The organism is Photobacterium sp. HL06, from assembly GCF_059552575.1.
This window is the reverse complement of sequence record NZ_CM183915.1, coordinates 607,951-621,715: the sequence shown is the minus strand read 5'-3', so window position 1 is coordinate 621,715 and position 13,765 is coordinate 607,951. Positions and strand designations below refer to the sequence as shown.

16 protein-coding genes and 1 riboswitch are annotated in these 13,765 nt (G+C 47.3%); of the genes, 10 read left to right on the top strand and 6 right to left on the bottom strand.

Features of this window, described 5'->3' with window-relative positions:
- Nucleotides 1-247: 247 nt before the first annotated feature.
- The 4 genes from AC51G0_RS21305 to AC51G0_RS21290 are packed head-to-tail and all read right to left on the bottom strand — an operon-like array spanning nt 248 to nt 3,276.
- Nucleotides 248-532: a VcrB family reductive dehalogenase putative membrane anchor gene (locus tag AC51G0_RS21305; protein ID WP_496303651.1), complete on the bottom strand. Its 285-nt coding sequence runs from the start codon at nt 530-532 to the stop codon at nt 248-250.
- A 12-nt stretch (nt 533-544) separates the two neighbouring features.
- The gene (locus tag AC51G0_RS21300) at nt 545-2,020 is read right to left on the bottom strand and encodes a reductive dehalogenase (protein ID WP_496303650.1); all 1,476 of its coding nucleotides are present in this window, start codon (nt 2,018-2,020) and stop codon (nt 545-547) included.
- Between the two features lie 54 nt (nt 2,021-2,074).
- Nucleotides 2,075-2,704, bottom strand: coding sequence for a BamJ family beta-barrel-assembly machinery protein (bamJ, locus tag AC51G0_RS21295; RefSeq protein WP_496303649.1), 630 nt, complete (start codon nt 2,702-2,704; stop codon nt 2,075-2,077).
- Nucleotides 2,705-2,760: 56 nt separating this feature from the next.
- A complete protein-coding gene (locus AC51G0_RS21290; protein WP_496303648.1) occupies nt 2,761-3,276 on the bottom strand; it encodes a cytochrome c in 516 nt (171 codons plus the stop codon).
- 279 nt (nt 3,277-3,555) lie between these two features.
- Here AC51G0_RS21290 and AC51G0_RS21285 point away from each other — a divergent pair, with 279 nt between their 5' ends.
- A complete protein-coding gene (locus tag AC51G0_RS21285; RefSeq protein ID WP_496303647.1) occupies nt 3,556-4,110 on the top strand; it encodes a TetR/AcrR family transcriptional regulator in 555 nt (184 codons plus the stop codon).
- Between the two features lie 119 nt (nt 4,111-4,229).
- On the opposite strand, the gene AC51G0_RS21280 is transcribed toward AC51G0_RS21285, so the two are convergent.
- Both AC51G0_RS21280 and AC51G0_RS21275 read right to left on the bottom strand, forming a co-directional pair.
- Nucleotides 4,230-4,421, bottom strand: coding sequence for a hypothetical protein (locus AC51G0_RS21280; RefSeq protein ID WP_496303646.1), 192 nt, complete (start codon nt 4,419-4,421; stop codon nt 4,230-4,232).
- Nucleotides 4,414-5,682, bottom strand: coding sequence for an FMN-binding protein (locus AC51G0_RS21275; RefSeq protein WP_496303645.1), 1,269 nt, complete (start codon nt 5,680-5,682; stop codon nt 4,414-4,416). Before AC51G0_RS21275 ends, AC51G0_RS21280 begins: the two co-directional genes overlap by 8 nt.
- A gap of 523 nt (nt 5,683-6,205) precedes the next feature.
- Nucleotides 6,206-6,354: riboswitch (cobalamin riboswitch) on the top strand.
- A gap of 94 nt (nt 6,355-6,448) precedes the next feature.
- On the opposite strand from AC51G0_RS21275, the gene AC51G0_RS21270 reads away from it, so the two are divergent.
- From AC51G0_RS21270 to cobI, 9 genes are read left to right on the top strand one after another with little or no spacing between them, the layout of a single operon-like run.
- Entirely contained in the window at nt 6,449-7,213 is a 765-nt protein-coding gene (locus AC51G0_RS21270) for a DUF4198 domain-containing protein (RefSeq protein ID WP_496303644.1), read from the top strand.
- Nucleotides 7,214-7,222: 9 nt separating this feature from the next.
- Nucleotides 7,223-7,846 (top strand): cobalt transporter CbiM, encoded by a 624-nt coding sequence (gene cbiM / locus AC51G0_RS21265; protein ID WP_496303643.1) that lies wholly within the window; start codon nt 7,223-7,225, stop codon nt 7,844-7,846.
- Nucleotides 7,847-7,851: 5 nt separating this feature from the next.
- Nucleotides 7,852-8,430: a NikL family nickel/cobalt ECF transporter subunit gene (locus AC51G0_RS21260; protein WP_496304168.1), complete on the top strand. Its 579-nt coding sequence runs from the start codon at nt 7,852-7,854 to the stop codon at nt 8,428-8,430.
- Nucleotides 8,431-9,228 carry an energy-coupling factor transporter transmembrane component T family protein gene (locus tag AC51G0_RS21255; protein ID WP_496303642.1) on the top strand — a complete coding sequence of 266 codons (798 nt, stop codon included), beginning with the start codon at nt 8,431-8,433 and terminating at the stop codon, nt 9,226-9,228.
- Nucleotides 9,228-9,929 carry an energy-coupling factor ABC transporter ATP-binding protein gene (locus tag AC51G0_RS21250; RefSeq protein ID WP_496304167.1) on the top strand — a complete coding sequence of 234 codons (702 nt, stop codon included), beginning with the start codon at nt 9,228-9,230 and terminating at the stop codon, nt 9,927-9,929. The genes AC51G0_RS21255 and AC51G0_RS21250 overlap by 1 nt, the downstream gene beginning before the upstream one ends.
- Nucleotides 9,929-11,059 (top strand): cobalt-precorrin-5B (C(1))-methyltransferase, encoded by a 1,131-nt coding sequence (locus tag AC51G0_RS21245; RefSeq protein ID WP_496303641.1) that lies wholly within the window; start codon nt 9,929-9,931, stop codon nt 11,057-11,059. The genes AC51G0_RS21250 and AC51G0_RS21245 overlap by 1 nt, the downstream gene beginning before the upstream one ends.
- A gap of 23 nt (nt 11,060-11,082) precedes the next feature.
- Entirely contained in the window at nt 11,083-11,727 is a 645-nt protein-coding gene (locus tag AC51G0_RS21240) for a precorrin-8X methylmutase (RefSeq protein WP_496304166.1), read from the top strand.
- Nucleotides 11,728-11,732: 5 nt separating this feature from the next.
- Nucleotides 11,733-12,962, top strand: a complete 1,230-nt coding sequence (gene cbiE, locus AC51G0_RS21235; RefSeq protein ID WP_496303640.1) for a precorrin-6y C5,15-methyltransferase (decarboxylating) subunit CbiE — start codon at nt 11,733-11,735, stop codon at nt 12,960-12,962.
- Nucleotides 12,963-12,986: 24 nt separating this feature from the next.
- Nucleotides 12,987-13,763: a precorrin-2 C(20)-methyltransferase gene (gene cobI / locus AC51G0_RS21230; RefSeq protein WP_496303639.1), complete on the top strand. Its 777-nt coding sequence runs from the start codon at nt 12,987-12,989 to the stop codon at nt 13,761-13,763.
- The last annotated feature ends 2 nt before the right edge of the window (nt 13,764-13,765 follow it).

Sequence of the window (13,765 nt, the reverse complement as noted above, 5' to 3'; positions counted from 1 at the left end):
CTGCTGCGATGACTGCAACATAATTACGGGACGTGCCCTAGGTTCCCAAGCGAAAATATTTATCATCAATGGTAGTTAGTCAGTGAATGGTGAAAAGGTAAATACTGGCCATTTTCGGATACAAATAACCCTATAAAAGCGACGATTGATAAAGATCAATTATAAAGTTCAGAAACAGTCTCAGTGTAGTGCAAGTAATTGGGGGCAAAGCTGCTGATTAAATAATACAGCCGAGCCCCCATAGCTATTACTTGGCAGCCTTGAGGCCAGGCACGACCAGGTGGCGCCAGGTCATGACAATCAACAGCAAACCAGAGCCTGTGAAAATAGATAGGCCCATAGCGCCTGATTGCGGATAACCTTCAATGAATGAAGAACCACACCAGGCAATACCGAACAGCATATCCAGCACACCAATCAAAAGCAGTGGCAGGGTGTACCACTTAAGCCTGATCACCTGTTGGGCGTAAACCATACCGTTGATTGCCAGCATGCTGATAACCCCCAGCGAGAACCATTGTAGTGCTTCCATTAGTTATTCTCCTTAGGCTTTACCGGCAGTGCCGATGTTATTTTTCATGGATGTGTTGGTACGCATTCCTTCGCCAGATGCCCAGAATTTCTCGACCTTGACCGGGATAGGTGTACGGCTTTGACCGCCGTAACCAAAGGCTGGGTGTGCTTCGGCCATAAACGAGTGGATGAATTTCGGCATCATTGGGTTAATCGCCATGATGAACCAGTGGTGCCAGAAATCAGGTTCGTTAAAGGTACAGCTGGCTACACAGTTCAGGCATGAAGTATCGTTGTCCATCCAGAAGTTAAAGCAACGTTTCGCATCGGAGTGCCATTTTTTGATCCCCACATGGTTGTTCCAGGTGTAATCAGGCTCATCACTAAACTCATAAGTTGGGTAATAGCTTGGCTCCACATCTTTACTAACGGCGCCGGAAGGGCAGGCTTCGGCACATTTCATGCAGCTCTTGCAGAACTCACGGATACCCCAAGTGTGAGGTTGATCGTAAGCATCTTCAAAGTCGATGTTGGTGAATACTTTACAAATACGTACTCGCGGACCCACACCCGGCATGATACAAGAGCCGTTGCGGCCCCCTTCGCCTAAACCTGCCAAAATAGCGTAGGCGACAGAGTTGGCCAGATCGTTACCGGCACCCACGGCGTTGTAACCACAGCCGCGAATAAACTTAGCAACCTGACAGGCGATTTTACCCATGTCGCTATAGCCGTTACCGGTTGCGCCTTCGGAAGTCCAGGACGGTGCGGTAGCAACGTTATCGTAGTCCATCGGCGTGGCGATAACGATCACCGATTTGGGCTTGAACGGGAAATCTTTTTCCCAGGAAAGGGTACGCTCATCAACTGCGTCATACAGCGGATCATAAACAAAACGCTTGTCGAATTTGGAAATACCCACACGTGTGGCACCAAACAGGCGAGCGGTAGAGCGGATCATGTCAGCAGCACGCTTGCCGCTTCCCCAATCAAATTGCTCCTCAACGACGTCAGTCTGGTCCCAGCTGTGCATCGGGGTGTTTGGCTGGGTAAAGGCTGAAGCACGTGACTTGGCAACAACCAATGGATACCAGGCTGCGTGACCGATAGCGCGGTCAGCCTGACCGTAACCTACTTTATTGTTGTCGAAGTGATCGCGATTTTCGAACGTCTGGATCGCATCATTGAAGTTAAAATCTTTTTTCCACAGACGTGCATATTGCTCGGCACGCTCAGGGTTTCTGACTTTTGACAGATGAGGGCTTGTTGCATGACACAGCATAACGTCGCGCTGATCTTTAGGCTTAAAGTTTTTGTCAACTTCGATCCCTGGGGTATTGGTCGAGCCCTCTAAGGATGTTTTCGATGCGCCTAATACAGCACCACCGGTCAGCATCGCTGCACCGCCGCCGAGTACGGTTTTCTTAAAGAAACCGCGGCGAGACATATTCGGCAGATCGTCGTCTATCTGATCGGCCACGTTCTGGTTTTCTACTTGATTTGTCATAAAGCACCATTCTCTTTATAAAAAAGGGAATAAAAAAATGTTGGAAAACAAAGGTTAAACAACTTGGATTAACTCAATATCGAAGATCAGGGCCGCGTTACCCGGAATTTTCGGTGGTTTGCCCATTTCGCCGTAAGCCAATTCTGCGGGCACGTAAACACGCCACTTAGAGCCTTCAGGCATCATCTGTAAGACTTCGGTCCAGCCTGGGATCACACTCTGGATCGGGAGTTCAGCAGGCTCGCCTCGCTCATAAGAGCTGTCAAAGACATCGCCGGTGATCAGCATGCCGTGATAATGAACAATAACGTTGTCCACAAGGCCGGCCTGGCGGCCTTCACCCATTTCAACCACCTTGTATTGCAAGCCGCTGTCGGTGGTGATGATCCCTGGTTTCAAGGTGTTTTCCGCCATAAACTCTTGGCTTCGACCCGCGAGTATTGCCGCTTCTTTTTGACGAGCCACTTCTACACGGGCAGCAATGGTTTTGAATGCCGTTTCTACTTCCTGATCAGTGACTGGTGCTTCTTTTTCGTTGAAGCTATCTAACACACCGGCGAAAGTGGCTTCCATATCCAAACCGTCAAAATTGTGTGCCAGCAGGTGGCGGCCAAACTGCCACCCCATGCCGTAGCTGACTTTTTGTTCATCAGTTTCGAGGGATATTGGCTTAATCTCTTTCATGGGAATTGCCTTTGTTTCTATACGTAGGTTTTGATCTCGGTATGAATCAGCAGTGATTAGTGCGCAGCTGCAGCATCTAGTGCAGGCAGCGGTAAGATCACTTCCGTCCCCGGTTTCATAAAGCTCTGGTGACAGGCATTGCAGGCTTTAATGGTGGTTACAAAACCTTTCATGCTGGAAGCAGGAGCGTGGTTCCGAACTGCCATTCGAAGGCCGAACGTTGCATTTTGCAGTGCTTTTGAGTGGCTCTGAAATTCTGTTTTACGCTCAAGCAGATCATCAACGGTATTGCTCTGCTCGAATGATCCCGGAACAAAGAAAAAGGCGTTGTACATCTGAGTAACTTGAGCCAGGCCATCAACACGGTTCAGCAGGGTAAAGCCGTTCCATTCCTTTTGCCCAGTAGCAATGGCACCAGCATCCATTAGGGTGGCGCCCATCAACTGGTGGATGCCTTGTCGAACTTGAATGGCAGGTCCGGCCTCGGTGTAGGGATCGGGCATTTTCTTTGCCACAGCAGAACCGCAGAATGCGGTGGCTGCCAGGGTGAGAGAAAGAACAGTCTTTTTCATTTTAAGAGTTTCCTCACTGCTTGCTTACAGGGGAAAGCGTTTGGCCCATCGTATGTTATTGGTGTTGAGAAATGGGTTAACCATCTGCAACTAATCAGGGATAATGGGCGCGTTCGCTTACCAATTAATTTAAGTACCGCACGGTACATAGCGATAAGAATAGTACCCTCTATGTACTATGTGGTACATAGAGGGGGTTCAAAAAATGTAGCATTCAATCTGAAAACAGATGTTTTATTGATTTAGAACAAAAACCACTTTTGGGGTATGGACATTAAGATGGCGGAAAAAGTGAAGCGTCAGCGTTTTTCAAAAGAAGAGTGGCTGGAAGCAGGCTTAAATATGTTGGCTGAGCAAGGAGTGGACAAGCTCACGATAAGTAGTTTGTCGCGTTCGGTGGGTGTCGCCAAAACCAGCTTCTACTGGCATTTTAAAGACAGGCAAGATCTGCTGGATCATTTGCTTGACTATTGGGCCTCGGAGTTCACCTTTGTGGTGTCTGAAAATCCGCAACTGCCGCAGCTTGAGCCAGCACAGCGCTTGCTGGCTATTAATAATACCGTTATGGGGAATGATCTGCTGAAATATGAGCTGGCAATCGGTGCCTGGGCCAGTCATGACAAGTCGGCAAAAGCGATGTTCGAGAGTATTTACCATCGGCGGATGGAAGTGTTCCGTCAGGCTTTTGCCGATGCGGGGTTTGATGAGGGCGAACAGGAAATACGTGCCCAGGCTTTACTCTGTCATCATGTCTGGGGAGGAGTGATGCAGGGAGATCCCCATGCACATAAAGAAATAGCCGAAAAGTTAATCCCAATCTTACTTAAAAAGTAACGCTATTTGGCTGGATTATACCCAAATCACTTCATCTAGAAGTCGTTTGGCTTAAAGAGCCGCACTCGAACAGTGCGGCTCTTTAGTTTTGTACCATCAGGTAATGGCATATTGCTCGATTAGTGTTTTTCTAGCTGAACTTGTTGGTGGTAGTTCGCCACAGCGGCCTCGAGCGGATTCTTCTCGGCGATGAGCAAAGCTGATTGGAAAAAGTAGAGCAGGATCAGGGTCAAGGTGGCACCGGCCAATAGCTTGCCGAACATTTGCTCGCTTTTTTTCGGTTTGTTTCGGGTGCGGGTTGATTTAGCCATTGTTCCTCCGTGCCGTACGGTTATCTTGCGGAGCTGGTTGGATTTCAATAGGTTCAGCTTTTGCAATAGGTTTAGCTTTTGTCATATTACTGAATGTCGTTATAGCCTGCTGGCGAGAACGAATTAAGCTATTGAGGCTAAAACCGACAGGGCAGAATAGACGGCACCAGAAGTCCGGAATGAACAAAGCACCGAATAATGATAACGGCAATACATACCATTGCATTCCCATTCCTTCGAGAGAGAACATCATAGAGAAGGGTTCGTAGGAGCCCATTGCCGGGTGGTGAGATAAGAATATCATCATTAAAGATGCCCAGATCAGGAATAAGATCCCTCGACGCGCATATTTAGTAACATCTCGGCTGATGGCAAACTTAAAGCCGCTTATCTTGTGCAGCAACATCTGTACCGTGGAGAACGGGCAGAGTTTGCCGCAATAGATATTTTTGCCCAGCAACAAAATGGCACCTAGAACAGAGCCCATCATGATCCACCAGATCAGGTGCTGCTTCGGACTGGGAATATAGCCCATAGCGAGGCCCGCCAGCGAACCGATGCTTAGGGAAGAGTTAATATAAAAACCGATAAACCCCAAGCTGGCAAAGGGGATCAGCATCCTGAGTTTGGCGCTGAACGTGTTATTGGTATAACTGGTATAGAGCACCGCGATAACCAGTAACAGGAGCAGGCCGTCATTGAGCTGCAGCTGCCATTTTTCCTCCTCCCAGCTTGGCGTCATCCCCAGTCGCTCAACGGCACTGAGATGCATGGCTTCCTGCACGGCCTTGGTGATCCCTTGGGCAGAAACGGTTGCGCCGGAAACTCCATCGATATCATCGCCCAGAATAAAGTTACCGCTGACATCCTTGCTGATAAACTCGCGATAGAAGTTGTGTTTATCAAGGCGTGCGACGAAAGGTGGCGTCTCACGGTCGGAGAGCAAAATGACTTCATTGATATAACTATCGCTTTCCTTCTCGGTGGTTTTCACTGCCAGGGTGAGTGGTCCGCCAAAGCCTTGGCCTTCAGCAATCAAGAACAATTCAGGCTCGGCCAGCTCTTCGTGATAGCGCAGGAAGGCACGCGGACCATTGTCACTATTCGGCGCATTGGAAAATGTGGAGTCAGGAAAGTGCTTTGATAACAAGTGGATATAGTTGGTCTTTGCCGCGAAGTGGCCAACTAAAAAGGCGGATAACAAACTTAGCCAGGCTAACAGGGTAATTAGCTTGGAAGCGCTAGAATTAGAGCGTCTCATACTCAATTTCCTACATTGAACCAATATGTTAGGGCTGAACAGCATCGTTCCTCTCTTATCGACGACACCAGCAGCCCCCTCAATTCACTGATAAATTTAAGTACCCATCGGTACATATTGGCCTAGTTTAAACCATATGTACTGGCTGGTACATACGGTTAGGTTCTATTCTTCGAGAGTGAGGGCGTTAATTCCCGTTGAGTTGATCTAACACAAGAAATTACTTTCAAGCTTCTTCATTTATATGCGCATGAGTGATTACTTCGACGTGAAATTTGCCGTTCAATGTAGTATTTAGCAAAGAGTTGTGATGGTGATCACTAATTTGTAAATAACTAAATGTATCGGAAATCCAATAATCTAAACGTGGGTGAAATTGCGCTAATCCCAATAATATAAAGGGTCTAGAGGTGATTTTACACTCGGGATTAAATGTATCGGATATTATGAAAATCTTGATTTTGATTTTCACCTTTTTAATAAAATTGATATTAATCAATTTTGTAATTAATTCTCTGTGACAGACTAATTAGCACTATTTAGTGCTCGTTTGAGTTAAAAGTGAATTAGGTTTGAAGCCTAAGCTGTACCCGCAACTGTAAGCGGAATTCTGTTATTTAATTGTATGTAACAGCGCCGCAAGCCAGAACCTGCTAATAGTTTTTATCTCCAATAATCTGGGCGGGACCACTCAGAAATTGATAATTGTTGCTTTCGTATGCACAGAATTATTGGGGGGTATTAATAACTCAACGTGAATCGTGTTATGAAAAAAACAATCCTTTTTCCTGTTATTGCGTCTATATGTGCCAGTTTTAATTCCTGGGGGCACTTTCTTGCTATTACCCCGCAAAATCAAGTCATTGAAAGCGGAATAGAGCGTACACAAAACTTTGATGTTTACTTTACTCACCCTATGACTCAAGGGCCAATCATGGCTATTGAAAAACCTGCTGAAATTGGCTATTGGCATCAGGGTGAAAAAGAAATTCTTTCCGATAAATTGGACGAAATATCGATTAAAAATAAAAAGGCATGGTCTTTAAAACATCAGTTTAAACGACCTGGAACTTATACTTTTTATGTTAACCAGGCTTCGTATATAGAGAAATCTGAAAATATCGCTATTGCTCAATATGCCAAAGTGGTGATGGATACTTACGCGGCCGGAGAAGAGTGGGCTCCGCAGTTAAATACTCCGGTAGAAATTATCCCACTAACAAGGCCGTTTGGACTGTGGACAAACAGTGTGTTTACCGGCCGGGTATTAAAAAATGGTAAGCCAGCTACGGGCGTGAGTGTTGAAGTGGAATATGACAATAAATCCAACGTTCCAATTATCGCTGATGCTTACGGAAAACATATTACAACCACAAATGCCAACGGTGAGTTTTCGGTAACACTGCCAAAAGCGGGTTGGTGGGGGATTGCTGCCCTAATTGGTGCGGATGAGCCTATCGAGATTGATGGCCAATCCTATCCCTATGAGCAAGCGGGAGTGATCTGGCTACAAACGAAGGATTTTGAATAGGAGAGCAGCATGCATATTGTTGATGGTGTACTGAGCACTCCTGTTTTAGCTATTGGCGCAGCTGTTGCCGTGGCAGGAACCGTATACGGGCTGCGTCAGCTAGATGATAACAAAATACCTCAAGCTGCTGTTTTAGCTGCCTGTTTTTTTGTCGCCTCGTTGATACATATACCCGTTGGGCCGTCGAGCGTACACCTTATTTTTAATGGGTTGCTGGGGTTATTACTTGGCTGGTCGGCTTTTCCGGTGGTTGCAGTCGGGCTGGTTCTCCAGGGGGTGTTTCTGGGCTTCGGCGGCATCGTGGTCTTGGGCGTAAACCTGGTCAATATTGCTTTACCCGCGGTGTTAGTTCATCTGATTCTATCATCTAAAGTGCATAAATATTCGGGAGGTGCGGTCGGATTTATAGCCGGTTTTGGCTCCGTCGTGCTTACCAGTGTGTTGGTTGCATTCTCTCTCACTCTTTCCGGTGAAGTATTTTGGAACAGTGCCGCCTTGGTATTAACGTCACATTTGCCCGTTGCATTACTGGAAGGTTTTATCTGTGCATATAGCTTTTCACTAATCAAAAAGATTCGCCCCGAGGTAGTGTGCAACATGAATAAAGCGGTAGAGCCAGGGAGTGAAGGGTGAGCACGATGAGAGTTGATTTTAGATTGATTAAGCTGCTGTTGGCTTTGTTACTGCTGAGCGTGAGCCAATTAAGTTATGCGCATCAAATGAGAGTGTTTGCTTTCGTTGAAGGAGCGGACGTTATTGGTGAAGCCTATTTTGCAGGTGGCGGGAAAGTTGCCAATGCAACCATAGAACTTCTTCGTGACGATACCGTATTGGCGACAGTAGCCAGCGATTCTGACGGTAATTTTACGTTCAAAAATGTTGAGGCAGATTCTTATCAGGTTAAAGCTGACGGCGGGCAGGGACACGTAGCAACGTTTGATATCGACAGCAGCGAGTTTCCTTTTGCTGATCCCGAAAATGAACCATCAAGTGTGGCTAACACTTCTGCCAATCAAGCAGAAATAGAGACTAGCAGTAACTGTAACCAACAAAGCAATGCTGATCTTCAACGGGCAATTGCAAATGCTATTCGTCCGCTGAGAAGTCAAATAGAACAGTATGAAGCGAAAACGCGTTTCCGCGATATCGCAGGTGGTATCGGGTTTATTTTTGGCTTTTTTGGCCTATTCGTCCTCGTTACCAGAAAAAAGGCGTAAATGATGGATATCACTCTTTCAGGTGGTTCTCTAGCAAGGGATAGCCATTCACTTGTCACACATCACCGGTTACTCCTGGCGTTTGTTGTCGTTGCTGCAACCGTGTTGTCGGAGAGTGATATCTCTCATCTCGGATATTTCCTGATGGCTCTGCTTTTTTGGAAGCAGAGTTCGATGGGATTGCGTGCGGGATTAAAGCGACTGCTGTTGATTGACAGTGTCGTTATTTTAGCGGTATTGCCTCTGCCTTTTTCATTTGTCGGCAACGAAGTCATGACTGTGGGGCCATTGGAACTGTCGGTTTTTGGTCTAGCAAAGGCACAAGATATTTTCATTAAATCAACGGTTTCATCCATTGTGATGATTAGCCAGTGTCACGGCATATCGGGATTAGAGCTATCTAAAGCACTGGCCAGGTTGAAGGTGCCAGGCAAATTTATCCTGCTGCTCCAATTTTGTGTTCGATACGTCAGTGTGATGCAGCAAGAAATCACCAGCTTGAGAACGGCCATGTTGGCAAGAGGATTTGGCAACGGCCCAACGCTGCATAACTGGCGCAGCTATGGCTATTTGTTCGGGATGCTTCTGGTTCGAGCGTTAGCCAGAGCGGATCGCATCTGGTTTGCGATGAAATGCCGAGGCTATAAAGGGCAATTCCCTGCAACCTTATATCAAGACAAAAAGGCTGCGTTTAGCTGGCAATTAACAGGCTATTTTCTGTTAACGACAGCCATCTTTTGCGCAGAGTATTTGCGCCCATATATCTATCACTTTTTCCTGGCAGGAGGTGCGCTGTGATGACTCTTATCGAGCTAAATAACGTTGTCTATAAAAGACCAAACGGTGCCCATTGCGCTGACGGCCTGAACTTCCGTCTGGATGGTTCTCAAAAAGTATCGATCACAGGCAGCAATGGTAGTGGCAAGAGTACGCTCCTGCAGCTGATATTAGGCCTTTTGCCGCATAAGGAAGGTGAGATCAAGCTGTTTGGCCAGGCTTGTTGTAAAGAAGCCGATTTTGCGGCGGTGCGAACACGCTTGGGGTTGGTTTTTCAGGATCCTGACGATCAGCTGTTTTGTCCGACGGTTTTGGAAGATGTTTGCTTTGGACCTATTAACCAGGGGCTTTCTCAACACGAAGCGGAGAAGTTGTCACTGCTGACGCTAAGGCGTTTGGGCATTGAACACTTGGCGAATGAAGTGAGCTACCGGTTGTCGGGCGGGCAAAAACGATTGGCCGCCTTGGCGACAGTGCTGGTGATGAAGCCTGATGTGCTTCTTCTCGATGAACCGACGAATGGGTTGGATGACAAAAAATATCAGTTGTTTATCAATATTATCAATAGCCTACCTATGCCTCTTATTTTGATCAGTCACGATGAGCAGTTGCGCAGCGCACTGACGAATATCGAGTATCGGTTGGAAAAAGGCAGGCTGACTTTAGTGTCATCGGGCGCGGATGAGTTAGTGATTCAAGGCGATCCAGAGAGTATTAGCTGATGGGTAAGCTAAAGCGTTCTCGAAATAAATCCGACTTGAGAGGCGGTTATACCACCGGGGCATGTGCTGTTGCGGCGGCAAGGGCTGCGGCTCGTAAACTTATCTCTCAGGAGCACTTCTCCGAGATTGAAATAGAACTACCCAATCGGGAATTAGCCACATTTAAACTCGTACGGCTGGAAGGTGTTGATGAAGTTATTGCAGGTGTTATTAAAGATGCCGGAGATGATCCAGATTGTACTCATGGTTTAGAAATTCAGTGCATTGCTCGCTGGAAAAATAGTCCAGGTATTCAAATTATTGGAGGAAAAGGGGTTGCCACAGTGACCTTGCCGGGCCTTGAGCTCGCAGTCGGTGAACCTGCAATTAATCCGGTACCACGAAAAAATATCTATGAGATGGCCGAGCTTGAGTGGTTAAAAGCAAGTGCCTTGCTGCGTGAAGAAATTGGGATTGAGCTGGAAGTCTGTGTACCCGGCGGTGAAGAGGCAGCCAAGCAAACAATCAATGATCGTTTAGGCCTCATTGGCGGTATTTCTATTCTAGGTACCAGAGGAACGGTTAAGCCATTTTCCACTTCGGCTTTTGCGGCATCCGTTCGCCAGTCTATCGAAATTGCTAAGGCCAATGGCAGTGAGCATGTTGTGTTAACCACTGGCAGCCGCTCTGAAAAAGCAGCCATGAAACTGTTGCCGGCGTTATCCCAGCTGGACTTTATTCAGGCGGGTGACTTTATCGGTGTCGGCCTTCGTGCTGCCAAGCGCTATGAGATCAAACAGGTCACCTTGGTTGCCATGATTGGCAAGATGGCGAAGCTGGTATCCGGTCGAATGATGACACACGTATCCGGGCACGCGATTGACTTTCAGCAGCTCAGCGATCTCGCTCGTGAGGAGAATATTCCTCAATCAGTTTGTGAAGACATTTCATTAGCTAATACAGGCCGGTACGTATTAGATCAGGTGCGTGATCTTGACTCGCAACCTTACCTTAATCGCTTGTGTCGCGAAGCGCATGAACATGCAAACCAATACACAACACAAGCGCTGGACATACATGTCCTTCTTATCGATTTTGATGGCAGCTTGCTAGCCAGCTATCCCCAATATTCACTGAATAAAACAAAATAATAGGCGGAAGAGAAGTGGACAAAATGAAACAGATGACCCGTCAGGGCCAGGCGATAGAAAGAGATTCATTCTCCATCATTGACCAAGAGATCCACGAATTTCATGGTGGGCATGATTTTGATGAGATTCAGTGGCCTGTTGTCAGACGTGCTATTCATACGACCGGTGATTTTGAGTTCGCCAAGCTATTTCAGTTTAGCGATGGTGCGGTTGAAGCTGGACTTAAAGCTCTGAGGCAGGGCTGCCCGATCGTGAGTGATGTCACCATGATCACCAGTGGACTCAGTGCTCAAAGGCTCTCTGTTCATAACAACAACACCTATTGCTTTATCAGTGATGAAGATGTGATTGCGACAGCCAAGGAGAAAGGGGATACCCGGGCTATCTGGTCGATGCGCAAGGCGCGGGATCTAGGGCTGCTCGACGGTGCGATTGTTGGTGTCGGCAATGCACCGACGGCACTTTATGAAATATTAAGAATGGTCGAAGCCGGAGAAGCCAAACCAGCCTTGGTTATCGGTATTCCTGTTGGGTTTGTGAAAGCGGATGAATCAAAACAAGCGCTGGCTGAACAGAGCAAAGTGCCATACATAGCCAGTATTGGACGCAAAGGCGGCAGCCCGATTGTGGTCTCCACGATCCATGCACTGCTGGCACAGACGGTGTGACCAGTATGAGCAGTATTTCTGTAATCGGTGTGCCGGAGGATGGTTGCCTGGGGCTTACCAGCCGAGCCGTTAGCGTGGTTAGTCAGGCGCGAGTAGTGGCCGGACATCCTAGGCACATGGAATGGTTCCCGCAATTTGAAGGCCTGTTTCTGGATATGTCTCAGGGGTTCGTGCAATGGATGAACCAAGTGATTGACGAAAGCGAAGAAGGCGACGTTGTCGTGCTTGCTTCTGGCGATCCGCTGTTTTTTGGCATTGGCGCAACATTGGTAAAGAAAGTCGGAGCAGAAGCGGTTTCATTTATTCCATCGCTAAGCTCAGCCCAGCTCGCCTTTTCACGATTATCACTGTCCTGGTCTGAAGCACAATTTTTGTCTTGTCATGGCCGGGAATTAACTGGCCTTGTCAGTCAGATGCAGCAAGGTGATCTCTTTGCGGTACTAACTGATGGTAAAAATACGCCGCAAGTTGTGGCCCGTCACATGCAGCAATATAACGAAACCTGCTGGAAGCTAACTGTCTGTCAGCAGCTTGGTGGGGTGAAGGAACAAATAACAGCCTTTAACGTAGAAGAACTCGCTGAATCGGGTGCTGAGTTTGATCCGTTAAATATCTTGGTGGCGCAGAGAACCAAGCAACATTTCTGGGGCGGAAATGGTCAGTTTGCCGACGATGAAAGCTTTTTAAAGCGCATGCCTCAAAATGGCTTAATAACTAAGCAGGCAGTACGTCACTTAGCGCTGACAACACTGCGCATTAATAAAGCAGATACCGTTTGGGATATTGGGGCGGGCTCTGGCTCTATCGCGATTGAGTCTGCGAAGCTCGGTTGGAAAGGCCAGGTTTTTGCGGTGGAATGTAACCCAGATTGTTTTGACAGTATTGAAGCCAATATCCGAGCGCACGGTACCGATATTGTCCAACTGGTAAAAGGTAAGGCGCCTGACGCACTTTCAGAATTACCCGCACCCAATGCCGTATTTATCGGCGGTAGTCGTGGCGCAATGGATCCCATCTTATCCGAGGTTTGGGCTCGGTTGGAAACTAACGGTCGGTTAGTCGTCTCTGCCGTCACGCTAGATACCGTTGCCGAGATCTATCAGTGGGCGAAACAGCAAGCTCTCTCTTTTGACGTGCAGCTTGTCAATGTCTCACAAACCAAGCCATTGGCACATTATCTTCGCTATCAGGCGGAAAACCCTATCCATCTATTTACCTTAACAAAGTCTGTATAAACAGCGATATAGGAGTACAAAAACATGAACACAATTAAGCAAGGGCACCTATATTCTGTTGGGGTCGGAACTGGAGACAGTGAGTTACTGACACTCAAAGCAGCACGTTTGATTCAACAGGCCGATGTCATTGCGATCCCTGAAAAAAACAAAGGGAAAGCAGATTCTTTTGCCTGGGAAATTGTGACCGGAGCTATTTCTGAAGAACAAATATCGGGTGAGCGCTGCTTCCTGCACTTCCCGATGACTCGTGACGCCTCTTTAAATGTCCCGGCCTGGCAGGCGGCGGCAAGACAAATTCTCGACTATTTGAACGACGGGAAATCCGTTGTATTTGTGACTGAAGGTGATCCGTCGGTGTTTAGTACCTGGGCCTACGTTCAGGAAGAGCTGGAAGAGTTAAAACCAGATCTTAAGCCAACCATTGTTCCCGGCGTGACGTCTATTACAGCGGTACCTGCGGCAACCAAGATCCCTCTGGCAGATGGTCAGGAGAGATTCTGTGTTGTACCTGCCACTTACGGTATTGAATGTTTGTCAGAGCTTGTTCATGACTTCGATACCATCATGCTGATCAAAGCAGGCCGTATGATCCAGAAACTTGCGGAGAAGCTTGAAGAGCTTGGCCTTCAAGATTGTGCTACGTATGTTTCCCATGCAAGTACAGACAAAGAAGAGATCTACACCAATCTCAATGATGTCCCGCTAGAGCATCGCTATTTCTCAATGGTTCAGCTCTCTATTCGTTCTCGTAAAGGTATTTTACGAGGTAGAGAGACGGCCTTGGCCAAAGCGAGTTAATG